This window comes from Actinomadura opuntiae (genome assembly GCF_030283205.1).
Classification (GTDB): Bacteria; Actinomycetota; Actinomycetes; order Streptosporangiales; family Streptosporangiaceae; genus Spirillospora.
The window spans coordinates 239,468-256,302 of the sequence record NZ_JASNWF010000017.1; the positions used below are offsets into that span (position 1 = coordinate 239,468).

Here is a 16,835-nt window from a genome sequence, read left to right on the forward strand (position 1 = left end):
GCCGTGCGCCCCCCGCTGTCCCCCACCCCAGACACCAGGAGCACGTCATGCGCGACCAGAGCACCCGCCCCACCCGCAGAGGCGTCCTGTTCGGCGGCGCCGCCGTCGCGGCCGGCGCCCTCGCCACCGCCTGCACCAGCAACAAGGAGAAGGACGACCCCGCCCCGGCCGCGCAGGCCGGCGCGCTCGGCGGCGACAACGACAAGCCCGGCAAGCAGGTCACGATCGGGTTCTCCGCGCCCGCCGCCGACCACGGCTGGACGGCCGCGATCGCCAAGAACGCCGAGGCGCAGGCGAAGAGGTACAAGGACGTGACGTTCAAGCCCGTCCAGCCGACCAACGACATCAACCAGCAGATCTCCGCGGTCGAGTCGCTGATCTCGGAGAAGGTGAACGTGCTGGTGATGCTGCCGAACGACGGCGAGCAGCTCAACCAGGTCGCGCGCAAGGCGATGGACGCCGGCATCCCGGTGATCAACCTGGACCGGGTGTTCCCCGACAAGCTGTCCTACCGGACGTGGATCGGCGGCGACAACTACGGCATGGGCGTGTCCGCCGGCCACTACATCGGCAAGAAGCTCAAGGCCAAGGGCGTGTCGAACCCGGTGATCGTGGAGATCCAGGGGATCGCGACGCTGCCGCTCACCCAGGACCGCAGCAAGGGCTTCGCGGACGCGCTGAAGTCCTACGGGTACTCCGTCACCGACAAGCAGGACGCGAAGTTCACCGTGGAGACCGGCAACCAGGTCGCCTCGAACCTGCTCCAGGCGCACAAGAGGATCGACGCGCTGTGGAACCACGACGACGACCAGGGCGTCGGCGTGCTCGCCGCGATCAAGCAGTCCGGCCGCAAGGAGTTCTTCATGGTCGGCGGCGCCGGGTCCGCCAACGCGATGCGCGAAATCAAATCGGGGAACGGGGTGCTGGAGGCGACCGTCACCTACCCGCCGACGATGGCGGCGTCCGCGGTCCGGCTGGCCCGGCTGCTGGCGCAGGGCAAGGGCATGGCCGACCTGGTCGAGCTCGCGCCGCCGCAGTCGCTCACGCTGGCGTCCGAGACCGTCACCAGGGACAACGTGGGCCGCTACCTGCCGCTCGGCTTCGAGTCCTGAGCGCGGGGACCGCGGCGCGCCCGCCGGAGACCCCGGCGGGCGCAGTACAGAGAGGTGAGCATATTGACCACCGTCGGAGTCGGGATGGTCGGGCACGCGTTCATGGGGCGCGCCCACTCCCAGGCGTGGCGCACCGTCGGGCCGTTCTTCGGACCGCCGCTGACCCCGGTGATGGCCGCCCTCGCCGGACGCGACGCCGGCCGGGCCGCCGCCGCGGCCCGCACGCTCGGCTGGGCGTCGTCGGAGAGCGACTGGAAGCAGCTGCTGCGCCGCGACGACGTGGAGATCGTGGACGTCTGCACGCCGGGCGACGCGCACGCCGAGATCGCGGTCGCGGCGCTGGAGGCGGGCAAGCACGTGCTGTGCGAGAAGCCGCTCGCCAACTCGGTCGCCGAGGCCGAGGCGATGGCCGCCGCCGCCGAGCGCGCCCGGGCCCGGGGCGTCCGGTCGATGGTCGGGTTCAACTACCGGCGCGTCCCGGCGGTGTCGCTGGCCCGGCGGCTGGTCGCGCAGGGGCGCGTCGGGACCGTCCGGCACATCCGCGCCCAGTACCTCCAGGACTGGCTGACCGACCCGCGGTCGCCGTTCACCTGGCGGCTGGACCGTGACAAGGCCGGGACGGGCGCGCTCGGCGACATCGGCGCGCACATCATCGACACCGCGCAGTTCATCACCGGCCACGCGCTGGCCGGGGTGTCGGCGGTGATGGGCACCTTCGTCCCGGAACGTCCGCTGCCGGGCGGCGGGACGGCCGAGGTCACGGTGGACGACGCGGCGCTGTTCGTCGGCCGCACCGACGGCGGCGCGCTCGCCTCGTTCGAGGCCACCCGGATGGCGACCGGGCGCAAGAACGCGCTGCGGATCGAGGTCAGCGGCTCGTCCGGCGCGCTGGCGTTCGACCTGGAGTCGATGAACGAGCTGTGGTTCTACGACGGCGCGCAGGACGCCGAGACCGCCGGGTTCCGGCGGATCGTCGTCACCGAGCCCGTCCACCCGTACGCCGGGCGGTGGTGGCCGCCGGGCCACCTGCTCGGCTACGAGCACACCTTCACCCACCAGATGGCCGACTTCCTCGCCGCGATCGCCGGCGGCACCGACCCGAGCCCGTCGTTCGCCGACGGGCTGCGGGTGCAGCGGGTGCTGGCCGCGGTCGAGGCGAGCGCCGCGTCCGGCGGCTGGGCCGACGTCGAGGGGAGCCTGTGATGGCGCGACCGATCACCCTGTTCACCGGCCAGTGGGCCGACCTGCCGTTCGAGGAGGTCTGCCGGCTGGCGTCCGGCTGGGGCTACGAGGGCCTGGAGATCGCCTGCTGGGGCGACCATTTCGAGGTCGACAAGGCCCTCGCCGACGACGGCTACGTCCCGCGGAAGCTGGAGACGCTCGCCAAGCACGACCTGAAGGTGTTCGCGATCTCCAACCACCTCGTCGGGCAGGCCGTCTGCGACATCCCCGACGAACGCCACCAGGCGATCCTGCCGGAGCGGATCTGGGGCGACGGCGAGGCCGAGGGCGTGCGCCGCCGCGCCGCCGAGGAGATCAAGGACACCGCCCGCGCCGCCGCCCGCCTCGGCGTCGACACCGTCGTCGGGTTCACCGGCTCGTCGATCTGGCACACCGTCGCGATGTTCCCGCCCACCCCGGACGCGATGGTCGAGCGCGGCTACGCCGACTTCGCCGACCGGTGGAACCCGATCCTGGACGTGTTCGACGAGGCCGGCGTCCGGTTCGCGCACGAGGTCCACCCGAGCGAGATCGCCTACGACCACTGGACGACCGTCCGCACGCTGGAGGCGATCGGGCACCGGCCCGCGTTCGGCCTCAACTTCGACCCGTCCCACTTCGTCTGGCAGGAGCTCGACCCGGTCGGGTTCCTGTTCGACTTCCGCGACCGGATCTACCACGTCGACTGCAAGGACACCAAGGTCCGCACCGGCGACGGGCGGCGCGGGCGCCTCTCCTCCCACCTGCCGTGGGGGGACCTGCGGCGCGGCTGGGACTTCATCTCCACCGGCCGCGGCGACGTCCCCTGGGAGGACGTCTTCCGCGCCCTCAACGCGATCGGCTACTCCGGCCCGATCTCCATCGAATGGGAGGACGCCGGCATGGACCGCCTGCAGGGCGCCCCGGAAGCGCTGGAGTTCGTCCGCGCGCTGAACGCGATGGAACCGCCGTCCGCCGCGTTCGACGCCGCCTTCTCCTCCGACTGACCCTCCGCTCGCGGCGTGCCGTCCCGTGAGGCCACGCACGGGCCGGCGCGCCGCGCTCCTCTCATCCGGCCGGGACGGCGCCGACCTCGGCGGGCGCGTGGGCCCGGACGAACCGTTCGAGGTCGGCGAGCGGGACGTCCATGGGCGGGACGACGATCAGCCGGTCGACGCCGATCTCCGCGTAGTCCCGGACGGACGCGGCGTCCGGCGGGCGCGGCGGTGAGACCGAGACGTGCAGGGGACGGTCGCGCCCCTCCTCCCGCTCGGCCGCCCGCAGCCGCTCGATCGACTCGGCGGCGGCGCGGCGGCCGAGCATCCAGCCGTACCATCCGTCGGCCTCGCGGGCGGTGCGGCGCAGCGCCGCCGGGCCGTGCCCGCCCATCACCACCGGAACCGGGCGCTGCACGGGGCGCGGGTGTGCGTCCACGCCCTCGAAGTCGGCGTGCCGGCCGTGGAAGGCGGGCGCGTCGTCGTACCAGAGCGACCGGATGGCGGCGAGGTGCTCGTCGGTGCGGCCGCCGCGCTCGCCGGGCGGGACGCCCAGGGCCCGCAGCTCGGGCTCCAGGTAGCCGGCCGCCAGGCCGAAGACCAGCCGCCCGCCGCTCAGCACGTCCACGCTCGCCAGCTGCTTGGCCAGGATCAGCGGGTTGCGCTGCGGCAGGACGATGACGCCCGTGCCGAGCGCGATCCGTTCCGTGCTCGCGGCGAGGTACGTGAGGGCGACGACCGCGTCGAGGAAGGGCGCCCGCGGGTCGAGCGGCGAGGAGTCGGTGCGGGGACTCGGCAGGACGACATGGTCGCCGACCCACAGCGAGTCGTATCCGAGCTCCTCGGCGAGCGTGGCGATCCGCCCGGAGGTGCGCGGATCGGCGCAGGCGTGCAGGTTGAGCCCGTAGAGCCCGAGAGTCAGTGCCATGGCTTAATAGTCGAACTGTTCGACTATCTAGTCAATCGATTACCCAGGGACCGGATTCTCGAACTGCTATAGCCTGAGCGGATGGCGGAGGAGAGGCCCATGCGCGGCGGGCTGCCGGCGGGGCTCGCGTCCGTGACCGGTTTCCAGCTGTCCAAGTGCGGCTGGTGGCTGGAGCAGCGGCTCGAGGAGGCGCTCGAACCGCTCGGCGTCCGCGTCCGGCACTTCCTCGTGCTGGCGATGCTCAGCTCGTCCGGGACGCTGTCGCAGCAGGAGATGGCCGGCTACCTGCTGCTCGACCCCACGCTGATGGTCGGGCTCGTGGACGACCTGGAGGCGCGCGGGCTGTGCGAGCGCGCCCGCGACCCGAAGGACCGGCGCCGCCACCGCGTCCGCATCACCGACAAGGGACGCGACGTGCACCGGCGCGCGCGTGCGCTGGCCGACGAGGTCGGCGCCGAGGTGTTCGGCCCGCTGTCGCAGGACGAGCTGCGCACCGTCGCCGGCGCGATCGAGCGGGTGATGGAGCCGTTCTGGACCGAGCAGGCCGTACGGCCGCGCCGCAAGACGGCCCGCTAGGGATTCGTCAGGGGCGGGCGCGGAAGTCGGCGAAGTCGAAGCCGGGGGAGACCACGCAGCTGACCAGGACCTCTTCGGGTCCGGCGGGACGCGCCGCCTGCCAGACGCCGGGCGGGACCACGGCCTGCGGCACCTCGCCGGCCGCCACGTCGGCGCCCAGCGTGATCGTCTCGGGATCGGGACCGGGCTCGTCGCCGGACCCTCCGAGCAGCAGCGACAGCGGGCCGCCGCGATGCCACAGCCACATCTCGGCCGAGCGCACCGCGTGCCACATCGACTCCTCGCCGGGCGGCAGCAGGAAGTAGATGCCGGTCGCGCTCGCCCGCTCGCCCGGGTAGCCGTCCGGCGCGAATGCCACGTCCGACCGCCACGTCTCCCGGTACCAGCCGCCCTCGGGATGGGGCAGGAGGTCGAGCGCCTCGGCGGTGGCCGGACGGTCCAGGAGCGCGACGTGCCGGCCGTCCGGCCCGCGCCGGACGTACCGGACCGCCGTCGCGGTCGCCTTGTCGATGACGCCGCGCGGCGGCATCAGGCCCGGCTCGGGGTCCAGCGCGACCGCGACGACCTGGCCGCCGGCCCCGCCGTACACGTCGTCGGCGATCGCCAGCAGGTCGGCTTCGGAGTCGGGCGCCCACACGGCGCCCGCGTCGGACAACACGAACCGGGGCCCGGGCTGGGCGCGCCAGCCGTCGAGCGTCGTCAGGAGCAGCACCGTCCCAGGCTAGGGAAAAACCGGTACCCGTGTCGGCGGGCGCGCTGGCAGCATGGCCGTGCCGACCATCCACCGAGCAGCGGAGGCGAAATGCGGCAGGTCTTCGGAATCTCCCAGCCCCTTCCGGACGAGAGCTTTCGAGGACTCCACCGCCCATGCCCACGCTCAACCTCGGCATCCTCGCGCACGTCGACGCGGGGAAGACCAGCCTGACCGAGCGGCTGCTGTTCGACACCGGCGCGATCGACCGGCTCGGCAGCGTCGACGCCGGCGACACCCAGACCGACCGCGGCGAGCTGGAACGCGGCCGCGGCATCACGATCCGCTCCGCGGTCGCGCCGTTCCGGGTCGGCGACCTGCACGTCAACCTGATCGACACCCCCGGCCACGCCGACTTCGCCGCGGAGGTCGAGCGGGCGCTCGGCGTGCTCGACGGCGCCGTCCTGGTGCTGTCGGCGGTCGAGGGCGTGCAGGCGCGGACCCGCGTGCTGATGCGGGCGCTGCGCGCGCTGGCCCTGCCCACGCTGTTCTTCGTGAACAAGATCGACCGCACCGGGGCGGACCCGGACGCGGTTCTCGCCGCGATCGGCCGCCGGCTCGGCGCCCGCGCCGTCCCGCTGAACCGGGTGCGCGGCGGGCGCGCCGTGCCGTGCGCGCCGTCCGTGGAGATCCTCGCGGACGGCGACGACGAGTTGCTCGCCGACTTCGTCGAGGGCCGCGACACCCCGCCGGAGGCCGTGCGGGCGTCGCTGCGCGCGCAGACCGCCGCCGGGACCGTCCAGCCGCTGTACTTCGGCGCTGCGACCACCGGCGAGGGCGTCGGCGACCTGCTGGACGGGATCGCCTCGCTGCTGCCGCCCGCCGGCCCCGGCGACGGCGAGACGCGCGGATCCGTCTTCGCCGTCGAGCGCACCCCGTCCGGCGAGCGGGTCGCCTGCCTGCGGCTGTTCTCCGGCGAGGTGCGCCTGCGCCAGCACGTCGCCTTCGCCGGCGGACGCGGCGGGCAGATCACCGGCCTCGACGTCGCCGGAGCCACCGGCGGGCCGCTGACGGCCGGGAACATCGGCCGCGTCCGCGGGCTCGCCGGGGTCCGCGTCGGCGACCGGATCGGCCCGCCCGTGCGGGACGTCCCGCCGTTCCCGCCGCCGTCGCTGGAGACGATCGTCCGCGCCCGCCGCCCCGCCGACGGCGGCCGGCTGCGCGCCGCGCTCCTCGACCTCGCCGGCGAGGACCCGCTGATCCGCGCGCGGCCCGCCCCGTCCGGCGCGACGTCGGTGCTGCTGTACGGGGAGGTGCAGAAGGAGGTCATCGGTGCGCGCCTGCTCGCCGAGGCCGGGGTCGAGGCCGTCTTCGAGCCGAGCCGCACCGTCTACGCCGAGCGCCCGGCCGGCGTCGGGGAGGCCGCCGAGGAGATGGACTGGCGGCGCCGTGTGCCGGACTTCTGGGCGACCGTCGGGCTGCGCGTCGAGCCCGCGCCGCACGGCTCGGGCAACGCGTTCCGCCGCGAGACCGAGCCGGGCGCGCTGCCGCACGCCTTCGACCGCGCGATCGAGGAGACCGTCCACCGCACCCTCGAGGAGGGCCTGCACGGCTGGCCGGTGACCGACTGCGCCGTGGTGCTGACCCGGTCCGGGTTCGCGGGCCCGGTCAGCACCGCCGCCGACTTCCGCGGCCTCACCCCGCTGGTCCTCATGGCCGCGCTCGCCGCGGCGGGCACCCGCGTCCACGAGCCGTGCCACGCGTTCGAGGCGGAGATCCCCGCCGACGCGCTCAGCCCGGTCCTGGTCGCGCTCGCCGCCCTCGGCGCCGGGGCCGTCGAGCCCGCGCCCGGGCCCGACGGCTGGACGGTCAGGGGCGAGATCCCCGCCGCCCGCGCCCGCGAGGCCGAGGCGTCCCTGCCCGCGCTCACCGGCGGCGAGGGCACCTGGTGGTCGGCGCCGTCCGGCGAGCGCCCCGTCACCGGACGGCCGCCGGCGCGGCCCCGTACCGGCGGCGACCCCCTCGATCGGGCCGCCTACCTCCGCCGCCTCGGCCGCTGACCGGGCCGGTCACGCCGTAAGGACGATCTTGCCGGACACCCGTCCCGTCTCGCCCCGCTCGTGCGCCTTCGCGGCGTCCTCCAGCGGCAGCACCGTGTCGATCTCCGCGCGCAGCCGCCCGGTCTCCACCAGCGCCGCGATCTGCGACATCGCGTGGAAGTCCGGCTCGACCAGCAGCGTCTCGAAGCGGACGCCGTGCTCGGCGGCCCGCTCCGCGATGTCCTTCGGCTGCGCGCGTCCCACGACCGTCACCAGCGTCCCGCCGCGCCGCATCGTGCGCAGCGAGCGCGGCCCGTAGTCGCCGCCGATCGCGTCGAGCACCACGTCGACGTCCTCGGCGGCCTCGGCGAAGTCGACGCTCCGGTAGTCGATCGGCTCGTCCACGCCGATCTCGCGCAGGAACGCGTGCTTCGCTCCGCTCGCCGTCCCGATGACGTGCGCGCCCTTCGCCTTGGCGATCTGCACCGCCAGGTGCCCGACCCCGCCCGCCGCCGCGTGGACGAGGACGCGCTGCCCCTCCCGCACGTCCGCCGTGTCCACCAGCGCCTGCCAGGCCGTCAGCGCGGCCAGCGGCAGCGCGCCCGCCTGCACGTGGTCGATCCCGGGCGGCTTGCGCACGAACGTCCGCGACGGCGCCACGACGTACTCGGCGTGCGAGCCGACGCCGTGCGGGTAGCGCAGCATGCCGAACACCTCGTCGCCCGGCTTGTGGATCGTCACGCCGAACCCGACCTTCTCCACCACGCCGGACACGTCCCAGCCCAGCGTGAACGGCGGGTCCGGAAGGAAGATCTTCATCGCCCGGTGCTTCCAGTCGGTCGGGTTCACCCCGGCCGCCCGCACCCGGACCAGCACCTCCGTCGGCCCCGGCTCCGGCCGCTCGACCTCGACCAGCTCCAGCACCTCGGGCCCGCCCAGCACGTCCTGCCTGACCGCCCGCATCCGCTCCGACATGGCGTTACTCCCCTTCCGAGTTGCGACGCCCCCACTCTGCCCGTCCGCCACCGCGCCAAAAAGTGGCGAGATCGCCATCAACTGAAAGGATCTGGCCACTCGGGGGCGGGCGTCACTCCATCTCGGAGAGGCGGACGGGGTCGAAGCTGATCGGGAACGGCGCGGACAGCGTCAGCGTCTCGCCGGAGCGGGCCTTGCCCGCCACCTCGTAGCGGCCGCCGGCCAGCTCCAGCATCGTGATCGACGGGCGGGGCTCCAGGTCGATGATCCAGTAGTGCGGGATGCCGGTCGCCGCGTACTCGTCCACCTTGCGGACGCGGTCGATCTGCTCGTTGACGGTGCGGGGCGTCACGACCTCCGCGACCAGCATCAGGTCGGGGCCGTAGTAGGTGCGGGTCTGCCGCTCCAGCGCGGCGCGCGCGACGTCGCGGGCGACGGCGAACACGTCCGGCTTGCGGACGCCGGCCGGGGTGGTGACGTCCTGCGGCGCGCCCGCCACGTGCACGTCCGCGTCGGCCTGCCGGGCCGCGTCCTTCAGGATCGCCTTCAGCGTGTCGGCGGCGTGGTCGTGCCACATGTCGCCCGGCAGCTCGTTCAGCCAGCCGTCCGCCAGCTCGTAACGCCGCCCCTCCTCGGGCATCGCGTCCAGGTCGTACAGCGTGTACGGGCCGTGCGCGCGCCCCGGCGTCCCGCCCATGACCGTCCCCCCTCAGCAACGGGCTGATCCGAATCTACCGGCCGGACGCCCGCGAGCCCGGCAACCCATGATCGCGAGTCGGATCCGGGCGAATCTCTCGTAAACCGAGCGAAGGCGGGTTACGATACATCGCGAGTCGGCCCGACCCTCCGCCCGCCGGCGGCGCCGGGGCCGCGGGCACACCGCCGCGAAGGAGATCTGAGAATGACCGTCGAGCAGCGAAAGGGCCTGCGCGCCTCCGACGGCGACCGCGACCGGGTCCTCGTGCGGCTGCACACCGCCTACGCCGAGGGCCGGCTCAGCGAGACCGAGCTGGACGAGCGCATCGACCTCGCCCTGGCCGCCCGCACCCACGACGACCTGGCCGAGGTCTCGGCCGACCTGCCGGACGCCCTCGCGCCCGCGCCCGCCGTCCGGCGCGGCCCCGCCGGGCGCTTCCAGCTGGCCTACAAGAGCGGCGTCCGCCGCACCGGCCGCTGGCGCCTGCCCGAGAAGTACACGACCGTCATCTACAAGGGCCACGCGCTGCTCGACCTGCGCGCCGCCGAACTCGACGGGCCGGTCACCACGATCCGCGTCCTGGCCTACAAGTCGACGGTCGAGATCGTCGTCCCGCCGGGCGTCCGCGTGGAGACGGGCGGCATGGGCGTCTCGGCCGACCTGCACGGCACTCCCGGCCCGGACGCGCCGGTCGTGCACGTGCAGGGATTCGCCTACAAGGGGGAGATCGAGGCGAAAGATCGGATACGCCGTCCGTGAGGTGATAGAACGCTCCAGCGGCCTGATCGGCCGCCGTTCACGCCGATGTCCGAACAGACACCGATGTGGCGCGGTTTGATAGTGGTCCCCGGACCGTGAAGGAGCATGCGTGACGGCGAGGACCCCGGAGCGGGGCGAGACCGCGTCCCCCGCCGACGACCGGCCGGCCGGCTCCCGCCAGGTCAGGCGCCGCCTGACCTTCGGCGTCGCCGGCGACCTCGCCGACCTCCCGGCGGCCCTGTCGCCCTGGCAGCGCGCCTACGAGGCATGGCGCACCGCCGGCATCGGCTGGGGCCACGGAGCGCCCCCGCGCGACCGCGCGACCGAGCCCGCCGCGCCCGCGAGCCGCAACGCCATCCGCGCGACCGCCCCGCCCCCCGAGCCGGAGCCGCCGCACAAGAAGAAGCGCAAGCGCCGCACCCCCAAACCCCGCCAGACCACGGCGAACCCAAAGCCGCTCTCGCCAACCGAACCCGCGCCCCACAACGAGCGCACCGCCCGACCCGCAGAGAGCGCGGCGCCCGCCGCGAAACCGGGTAAGGCAGAACCACCCTCGCCGACCCCCGCCGACCCGCCGACCGGGTCCGCGTCGCGCGAGGAGGGCACCGCCCGTCCGGCAGAAGGCGCGGCCACTGCCTCAGAAGCCGGGACGGCAGGTGGGGCGGCGGCCACTGGGGCTGACGTGGAGGAGGCGGAATCGAAGCCTGCCGCTGACTCGGGCGGGAGGCGCGCTGGGAAGCGACCTGCGAAGGGGCGGAAGTCCGGGTCGGTCGTCGTCGCGGCGTCGGCTGCGGTCAAGTCCGACGTAGCCAGGCCCGACGCAGGCGAGGCCGATGTGGCCGAGTCTGGCGTGGCCGTGCCCGGCGAGCCCGGCGCAGGGAAGCCTGACGTGGTCGAGCCCGGTGCGGGCGCGGCTGGTGTGGGCGTGGCGGGGGAGAACGGGCGTGGGGGTGGGCGGCGGACGGTCGGATTGCGGGGGGTGGTCGCGGGGGCGGCCGGGCTTGTGCTCGTTGCGGGTGGTGCGTTGTTCGTGGTCGACCACGGGGACGGGAAGCCCGAGAAGCCGCGGGTGCCCGCGGCGGTTCCGGCGGGGGCGATGTTCGCCGCCGATCCGGCGGCCACGGTGGACGGGCTCGTGCAGGACCTCGCCGTCGTCGCCGCGTCCGGGCGGACGGTCGTCGCGGCGGGGACGGAGGGCGACGGCACGCCGGGCCGGGAGCGCGTGCGGTTCCTGGTGTCCGCCGACGGCGGGCGTGCGTGGCGGGTCGCCAAGGTGCGCGGGGCGGACGGATCGGAGCCGCCGGCGGGGGAGCGGCCGCGGCTGGTCGCGGCGGGAACCGGGAGCTGGGTGGCGCTGGGCCAGGCGTCCGGCGGCACGGTGGTGTGGCTGAGCGACGGTGGTGCGACGTGGACGCGGCATCTCGACGCGTCCGCGTTCAAGCCGGGCGACCAGGTGAACGCGCTGGCCGCGACGGCGCACGGGTACGTGGCGGTGGGCGCGGCGGGCGGCCGGGCGGTCGTGTGGAGCACCGCGGACGGCCGGGCGTGGCAGCGCATCGACGGGCTGCAGGCCGGGATCACCGGGCTGGACCGGCTCGCCGCGTCCGGGAACGTGCTGGTGACGCACGGGACGTTCAGCCGGAAGGTGACCCGCAAGAAGGGCAAGAAGAAGGTCACGCGGACGGTGCGGGGCGACGGCCTGTGGCGTTCGGCGGACGGCGGGCGGACCTGGACGGCGGTGAACGTCCCGCAGGCGCAGGGATCGTACGGTTCGACGAACGGCCTGGTCGCGGGCCCGGGCGGGTTTGCGACGGTGCGCGAGGGCCAGCGGACGACCGGCCGGAAGAAGCACCGCAGGACGACGCGCCACGGCGTGCTGTTCACCTCCGCGGACGGCTTGAAGTGGCAGGCGAAGGGCCAGTTCTCGGTGCCCGGATACGCCGGCGTGGAGCGGTTCGGCGGTTCCCCGGCGGGCCTCGGCGTCCTGGTGAAGGGCGCTAAGGGGCAGCGCACGATGCTGCGCAGTGCCGACGGGCGTGTCTGGCAGCCGTCCGGCACGGTGGCGGGTCCTGTGGTGAGCAGCGGGCTCGCCGTAGCGGCGGGCGGTGCGGTCATGGTCGCGGGGCATCAGGGCGGTGACGCGTACCTGTCCGGGGTGAACCTCGCGGCGGTGCCCGGCGCGGTGCACATCGAGCGGACGATCCGGTCGCTCGCCGCCGGGCCCGGCCGGGCGGTCGCGGTCGGCAGCACGAACGGCGGCGCGGCGATCTGGAGCTCGCCGGACGGCCGCACATGGCAGCGCGGCCGGTTCCCGGCCGCCGCCGGAGTGCTGTCGGACGTGGCGTTCGGCAAGCAGGGCTGGCTCGCGGTCGGCCGCGCGTCCGGTCCTCGCTCCACCGCGCTCGCGATGACGTCGCAGGACGGGACGGTGTGGCAGCGCGCGCCGATGCCCGCGGCCCCGCCGGCGGCCGTCGCGTCCGGTCCGGCGGGTTATGTCGCGGTCGGCGGGGGCGCCGCGTGGCGCTCGACCGACCTCAGGACGTGGAAGCGCGCGACGGTGAACGGCAACCTCACCGACGTGGTGGCCACCGCCACGGGCTACGCGGCGGTCGGCGGCCGGGACGGCAAGCCCGCCGTCTGGACGTCGCCGGACGGCGCCGCCTGGACGCAGACGACCGCAGTGCCGCCAAGCCCGGGACCGCTCGCGCAGGTCGCGGCGCGCGGGAACGTGCTGGTCACAGCGGGGACGGACGCGAACCTGCTGGTGTCGGCCGACGCAGGGCGGACGTGGGCGCAGCGTTCCCCGGCGGGCGCCCGGCAGGTGACCGCGCTTGCGGCGACGCCGAAGGCGTTCGTGGCAGCCGTCACGACCGCGCAGGGCGATGCGGCCGTGTTCGGTTCAGCGGACGGCGCCGCATGGAGCCGGGTCCCCGCGCGGGGCCTCGGCGGACGCGGCGACCAGCGGCTCACCGCGATGGCGCCGGCCGGCGGCACGGTCCTCGGGACCGGTACCGGCGTCCGCGACGGCGAGGAGACGCCGCTGCTCTGGCGGGCGCCGGCACCGGTTCCGGCGTCGAGCGCCGGGCCGAGGACGGACTAGGGCGGGCTAGGGCGGGCTAGGACGGGCTCACCCGTTGCAGCCGCAGGAGCAGCCCTTCGGGCACGAGCATCCGCCGCCATGTCCGCAACTGCAGTCTTTTTTCGTCATGAGCGGAAAGTAACCCCGCGGGTGCTCTGCGGTCTATGACCCCGGCGGCACGGGGACCTGTCGCCGGGGGTGGCGGGCACGGGCCGCCCGACGGCGGGGGGACGCGCGGGCGGCCCGTGCGCTCTCGGCTCAGGCGTGGATGTGCAGGTCCACGCCGAGCAGGATGAGGAACCACAGGAATATCGCCAGCAGCGCGCTGCCGACCTGGCGCAGCAGCGGGACGTCGATGTAGCCGCGGTCCCACGCGACGAACACGCCGATGATGAGATAGATCAGGCCGACCAGACTGATGTGGCGCGACCGATATCTGTACGCCATGGGGGGCGTCTCCTCCCTGAGGGGGTGTGACGACCGATGGCTGCCCCCGCGCCGGGGAGAAAAACACCAGCGGGTTTCCGGATCGTTCCTTGACGATCTTTTCGGTACCGCCGGAAATACGGAACGTCCGTTACCTGCCTGAAAGGTCGATCCGGACGACGGTCGGGTCGTGGTCCCCGGCGCGCGCCGCGAACTCCGAGCCGCGGTGCACGATGTCGAACCGGTGCTTGCGCTTCTGCAGGGACCGGCTCAGCAGGATGTGGTCGAGGTCCTCGGAGTTCCCGCCGGACACGGCGGTGTAGCGGTCGCCCGCGGGCAGCCTGGCGACCAGGTCGGTGAGCCCGGTGCCCTGCGTCAGCGTCCTGACCGGCGCGGACGTCCCGCCGTCGTTGAGGCCGCCGGTCACGATGACGTCGGCCCTCTTCCCCGCGGCCTGGGCGGACCTGACGAACCCGGCGACCACGCGGGCCTGCGCGTCGCGGCGCCATTCGGTGGGCCGCGACGGCGGCTGGAACCGGCCGAAGGCGGGCTGGTCGTCGCCGCTGCGCGGGTACCAGTCGTCGGCGACGACGATGATGCGGCGGCCCCGCCAGGTGACCTCGCCGGCCAGCGGCTTGCGCGCGCCGCTCCAGGCGGCGTCGCGCGGCGCGATCCGGCCGGGGGACAGCGACAGGCCCGCGGAGCCGTCCGGCCGCCGCACCGCCGCGACCGCCGTGACGGACGGGTCGGGCTGCCCGGCGGGCGGGTCGCCGGCCATCGGGTCGGCGGGCGCGGGACGGTCCACGAACGCCAGCCCGCGGTCGGTGCGGAACAGGAACCCGACCCGGCTGTTGCCGCCCTTGCCGCCGCCGTCGGCGCCGTCGCGCGGGTTCACCGAGCGCCAGTCGTAGGCGGGGCCGCCCGCCTCGCTGATCGCGGTGATCAGCTGCGCGACGGTCTGGTCGGCGGCGACGGTGCCGTCGTCCTCGGGGCCGCTGTTGTCCTGCAGCCCGCTGACCGTGACGAGGTCGGGGGAGCCCAGCCCCTGCACGATGTCGCCGGCCAGGTCGCGGAAGCGCTGCGCCGGGCTGTCGGGGCTCAGGCCGGCCAGGCCCGCGGTGCCGACCGCGAGCTCGCCGGGCTTCTGCGGCCGGGCGACCTCCTGCGGCAGGCCGCCGCCGGCGCGCCGCGGGGCGGCGGTGAGCAGCAGCGTGAAGTCGCCGTAGGAGTAGTCGAGCACGCCGTCGTTCGCCCCGGGCAGCCGGTCGCCGACGTTCATCCCCGGCAGCGGCGCGAGCGCGTCGTCCAGGACGATCCGCTCGGGGTTGGCGTCGCCGTCGCGCAGCAGGATGCCGCCGCGCCCGGTCCGCGTCCCGGCGCCGGCGCCGTTGGCGGGCAGTACCGGCACCTGCCCGTCGCGGGACGGCCCGACCGCGACGGCGTCGCCGATCCGGACGCGCATCCCCTCCAGGGACTCGTAGAAGTCGAGGCCGCTGCGCTTCGGGTCGAGCGCGCCGCCCTTCTCCACGTCGCCGCTGCGGGCCGAGACCACGGCGGCCGGCGGGCGGCGCCCGCCCGGCCCGATGACGACGGGGGCGGGCGGCGCGGCGCCGTGCGCCTCCACGGCGGTCGAGGCCGCGTCGATCTGGGTGCGGGTGAGCCCGGCGGACGAGGCGCCGCCCGGCCGGAACTCGCCGACCCTCCCGGTCACCCGGACCGCGTCCCCGGCGGCGGCGGACGGCCGGGTGCGGGTGAAGACGAAGACGCCCTCGGACGTCGCGTCGCTGCGGTCGGGGTGCGGGTCCTGCATCCAGAAGCCGTTGCCGGTCACGGCGGTGACGACGCCGGGCACCCCGGCGACGGCGGCGCCGTTCAGCGGCGAGACGTGCGCGGACCCCTGGATGTCGTGGATGCGCCGCCCGCCGGCCGGCGCGGCGGCGCGCGCCGCCGGCGGCACCGCGAGGGGGACGGCCAGGGCCGCCGCCAGAACCGACGCGAGCGTGCGGGCCGCCCGGAGACGGCCCGCCGCAGCTGCGAACGCCACCCGCACTCCACGATCGTCTAGTCGTCCGACGGACAGGCAGCAGGATCGCACGCGGACCGGGCCTGCGGCGAACCGCGGGGGCCTACTCCTCCAGGCTCAGGGCGGCCTTCGGGCAGGAGCGCACCGCGTGCCGGACGTGGTCGGCCTCCTCCGCCGGCACGTCCGGCTTGAGGATCTCCAGCTCGTCGTCGTCGTTGAGGTCGAAGACCTCGGGGGCGAGCCCGACGCAGACGCCGTTGGCCTCGCACACCAGCGGGTCGACTCGTACTCTCATCGGCTACTCCGTTCGCGTTCCCGGATGGGCGGGCGGTCCCGCGCGGGCCCGCGCCGCGGCGCGGCCCCGCCGGCCCGGTGCTCGGCGCCCAACCTACCGAACGCTGTTCTGGCGCCGGTCGCCCGCCCGGAAAAGTAGAACACGTTCCATTCTGGGGTGGCAAGACCGGGCCGAGACCCGAGTCTCATTCGGCGTCGGATAAGGTGCCCCGATGACTGGAACCCCGTCCGCTTTTCACGAGGCGTCCACCCTCCCGGGGACGACCGGGGCCGCGGACCGCCCGGCCGGCCCTCCCGCGATGCCGGCGGACCTCCTGCGCGCCGCCCGCTGCGCCAAGGGCTTCATGCCGGACGACGAGGGCCGCGTCCTCTACGAGACCGCCCTGGAGTACGGGGCCCGGCTCGCCGCCACCGGTCCGCTGCTGGAGGTCGGCACCTACTGCGGCAAGTCGGCGATCTACCTCGGCGCCGCCGCCCGGCGGGCGGGCACGGTCGTCGTCACCGTCGACCACCACCACGGCTCCGAGGAGAACCAGGCGGGCTGGGAGCACCACGACCCGTCCCTGGTCGACCCGAGCACCGGCCGGATGGACACGCTGCCGACGTTCCGCAAGACGGTCGGCGCCGCCGGCCTGGAGGAGCACGTCGTCGCGGTCGTCGGGCAGTCCCGGACCGTCTCGGCGTTCTGGCGCACCCCGCTCGCGCTGCTGTTCATCGACGGCGGGCACGCCGAGGAGCACGCGCAGGGCGACTACGAGGGCTGGGCGCCGCACGTCGCGGTCGGCGGCGCGCTGGTGATCCACGACGTGTTCCCCGACCCCAGGGACGGCGGCCAGGCCCCCTACCGCCTCTACCTGCGGGCGCTGGCGAGCGGCGCGTTCGAGGAGCGCCGCGTCCAGGGCTCCCTGCGCGTCCTGGAGCGGGTCTCCGCCGCCGACCCGGCCGCCGAGGCCGCCGGGGCCTGACCCCTCCGCGCAGGCCGCAGAAGCCTCACAAGCCACAGAAGGCCGTGGGCCGCACCCGGATCGCTCCGGTGCGGCC

The 16,835-nt window shown here is 74.9% G+C and carries 15 protein-coding genes; 8 read left to right on the forward strand and 7 right to left on the reverse strand.

The window, feature by feature from the left end; genetic code table 11:
• Window positions 1-47: 47 nt before the first annotated feature.
• The 3 genes from QP089_RS33510 to QP089_RS33520 are packed head-to-tail and all read left to right on the forward strand — an operon-like array spanning window position 48 to window position 3,319.
• Complete coding sequence (locus QP089_RS33510; RefSeq protein ID WP_285917133.1) at window positions 48-1,112, forward strand: ABC transporter substrate-binding protein; 1,065 nt, start codon at window positions 48-50, stop codon at window positions 1,110-1,112.
• Window positions 1,113-1,166: 54 nt separating this feature from the next.
• The gene (locus QP089_RS33515) at window positions 1,167-2,315 is read left to right on the forward strand and encodes a Gfo/Idh/MocA family protein (protein WP_285917134.1); all 1,149 of its coding nucleotides are present in this window, start codon (window positions 1,167-1,169) and stop codon (window positions 2,313-2,315) included.
• Entirely contained in the window at window positions 2,315-3,319 is a 1,005-nt protein-coding gene (locus tag QP089_RS33520) for a sugar phosphate isomerase/epimerase family protein (protein ID WP_285917136.1), read from the forward strand. The genes QP089_RS33515 and QP089_RS33520 overlap by 1 nt, the downstream gene beginning before the upstream one ends.
• 61 nt (window positions 3,320-3,380) lie before the next feature.
• On the opposite strand, the gene QP089_RS33525 is transcribed toward QP089_RS33520, so the two are convergent.
• Window positions 3,381-4,235: an LLM class F420-dependent oxidoreductase gene (locus QP089_RS33525; RefSeq protein ID WP_285917138.1), complete on the reverse strand. Its 855-nt coding sequence runs from the start codon at window positions 4,233-4,235 to the stop codon at window positions 3,381-3,383.
• 81 nt (window positions 4,236-4,316) lie between these two features.
• Between QP089_RS33525 and QP089_RS33530 the strand changes: the two genes are divergently transcribed.
• On the forward strand, window positions 4,317-4,811 hold the full coding sequence (locus QP089_RS33530) for a MarR family winged helix-turn-helix transcriptional regulator (protein ID WP_285917139.1): 495 nt from the start codon (window positions 4,317-4,319) through the stop codon (window positions 4,809-4,811).
• Between the two features lie 7 nt (window positions 4,812-4,818).
• On the opposite strand, the gene QP089_RS33535 is transcribed toward QP089_RS33530, so the two are convergent.
• Window positions 4,819-5,523: a cupin domain-containing protein gene (locus QP089_RS33535; protein ID WP_285917140.1), complete on the reverse strand. Its 705-nt coding sequence runs from the start codon at window positions 5,521-5,523 to the stop codon at window positions 4,819-4,821.
• A gap of 155 nt (window positions 5,524-5,678) precedes the next feature.
• Here QP089_RS33535 and QP089_RS33540 point away from each other — a divergent pair, with 155 nt between their 5' ends.
• On the forward strand, window positions 5,679-7,562 hold the full coding sequence (locus QP089_RS33540; protein ID WP_285917142.1) for an elongation factor G: 1,884 nt from the start codon (window positions 5,679-5,681) through the stop codon (window positions 7,560-7,562).
• A 9-nt stretch (window positions 7,563-7,571) separates the two neighbouring features.
• Here QP089_RS33540 and QP089_RS33545 read toward each other — a convergent pair whose 3' ends face one another.
• Both QP089_RS33545 and QP089_RS33550 read right to left on the reverse strand, forming a co-directional pair.
• On the reverse strand, window positions 7,572-8,516 hold the full coding sequence (locus tag QP089_RS33545) for an NADP-dependent oxidoreductase (RefSeq protein WP_285917144.1): 945 nt from the start codon (window positions 8,514-8,516) through the stop codon (window positions 7,572-7,574).
• A 112-nt stretch (window positions 8,517-8,628) separates the two neighbouring features.
• The gene (locus QP089_RS33550) at window positions 8,629-9,213 is read right to left on the reverse strand and encodes a Uma2 family endonuclease (RefSeq protein ID WP_285917146.1); all 585 of its coding nucleotides are present in this window, start codon (window positions 9,211-9,213) and stop codon (window positions 8,629-8,631) included.
• 204 nt (window positions 9,214-9,417) lie between these two features.
• Here QP089_RS33550 and QP089_RS33555 point away from each other — a divergent pair, with 204 nt between their 5' ends.
• Window positions 9,418-9,972, forward strand: coding sequence for a DUF1707 SHOCT-like domain-containing protein (locus QP089_RS33555; RefSeq protein ID WP_285917148.1), 555 nt, complete (start codon window positions 9,418-9,420; stop codon window positions 9,970-9,972).
• Window positions 9,973-10,081: 109 nt separating this feature from the next.
• Entirely contained in the window at window positions 10,082-13,072 is a 2,991-nt protein-coding gene (locus QP089_RS33560) for a sialidase family protein (protein ID WP_285917149.1), read from the forward strand.
• Window positions 13,073-13,309: 237 nt separating this feature from the next.
• On the opposite strand, the gene QP089_RS33565 is transcribed toward QP089_RS33560, so the two are convergent.
• The 3 genes from QP089_RS33565 to QP089_RS33575 form a co-directional block, all read right to left on the reverse strand.
• Window positions 13,310-13,498 carry a hypothetical protein gene (locus QP089_RS33565; RefSeq protein WP_285917151.1) on the reverse strand — a complete coding sequence of 63 codons (189 nt, stop codon included), beginning with the start codon at window positions 13,496-13,498 and terminating at the stop codon, window positions 13,310-13,312.
• 130 nt (window positions 13,499-13,628) lie between these two features.
• Window positions 13,629-15,521, reverse strand: a complete 1,893-nt coding sequence (locus tag QP089_RS33570) for a DUF8508 domain-containing protein (RefSeq protein WP_285917153.1) — start codon at window positions 15,519-15,521, stop codon at window positions 13,629-13,631.
• Window positions 15,522-15,603: 82 nt separating this feature from the next.
• Window positions 15,604-15,795 carry a ferredoxin gene (locus QP089_RS33575; protein WP_285917155.1) on the reverse strand — a complete coding sequence of 64 codons (192 nt, stop codon included), beginning with the start codon at window positions 15,793-15,795 and terminating at the stop codon, window positions 15,604-15,606.
• 298 nt (window positions 15,796-16,093) lie between these two features.
• Here QP089_RS33575 and QP089_RS33580 point away from each other — a divergent pair, with 298 nt between their 5' ends.
• Window positions 16,094-16,759 carry a class I SAM-dependent methyltransferase gene (locus tag QP089_RS33580; protein WP_285917205.1) on the forward strand — a complete coding sequence of 222 codons (666 nt, stop codon included), beginning with the start codon at window positions 16,094-16,096 and terminating at the stop codon, window positions 16,757-16,759.
• The last annotated feature ends 76 nt before the right edge of the window (window positions 16,760-16,835 follow it).

Bases quoted from the DNA above. Each gene is read 5' to 3' on its own strand.
- QP089_RS33545 (WP_285917144.1), bottom strand. From the start codon at position 8,516: ATGTCGGAGCGGATGCGGGCGGTCAGGCAGGACGTGCTGGGCGGGCCC.
- QP089_RS33510 (WP_285917133.1), top strand. From the start codon at position 48: ATGCGCGACCAGAGCACCCGCCCCACCCGCAGAGGCGTCCTGTTCGGC.
- QP089_RS33565 (WP_285917151.1), bottom strand. From the start codon at position 13,498: ATGGCGTACAGATATCGGTCGCGCCACATCAGTCTGGTCGGCCTGATC.
- QP089_RS33580 (WP_285917205.1), top strand. From the start codon at position 16,094: ATGCCGGCGGACCTCCTGCGCGCCGCCCGCTGCGCCAAGGGCTTCATG.
- QP089_RS33525 (WP_285917138.1), bottom strand. From the start codon at position 4,235: ATGGCACTGACTCTCGGGCTCTACGGGCTCAACCTGCACGCCTGCGCC.
- QP089_RS33555 (WP_285917148.1), top strand. From the start codon at position 9,418: ATGACCGTCGAGCAGCGAAAGGGCCTGCGCGCCTCCGACGGCGACCGC.
- QP089_RS33540 (WP_285917142.1), top strand. From the start codon at position 5,679: ATGCCCACGCTCAACCTCGGCATCCTCGCGCACGTCGACGCGGGGAAG.
- QP089_RS33575 (WP_285917155.1), bottom strand. From the start codon at position 15,795: ATGAGAGTACGAGTCGACCCGCTGGTGTGCGAGGCCAACGGCGTCTGC.
- QP089_RS33520 (WP_285917136.1), top strand. From the start codon at position 2,315: ATGGCGCGACCGATCACCCTGTTCACCGGCCAGTGGGCCGACCTGCCG.
- QP089_RS33550 (WP_285917146.1), bottom strand. From the start codon at position 9,213: ATGGGCGGGACGCCGGGGCGCGCGCACGGCCCGTACACGCTGTACGAC.
- QP089_RS33530 (WP_285917139.1), top strand. From the start codon at position 4,317: ATGGCGGAGGAGAGGCCCATGCGCGGCGGGCTGCCGGCGGGGCTCGCG.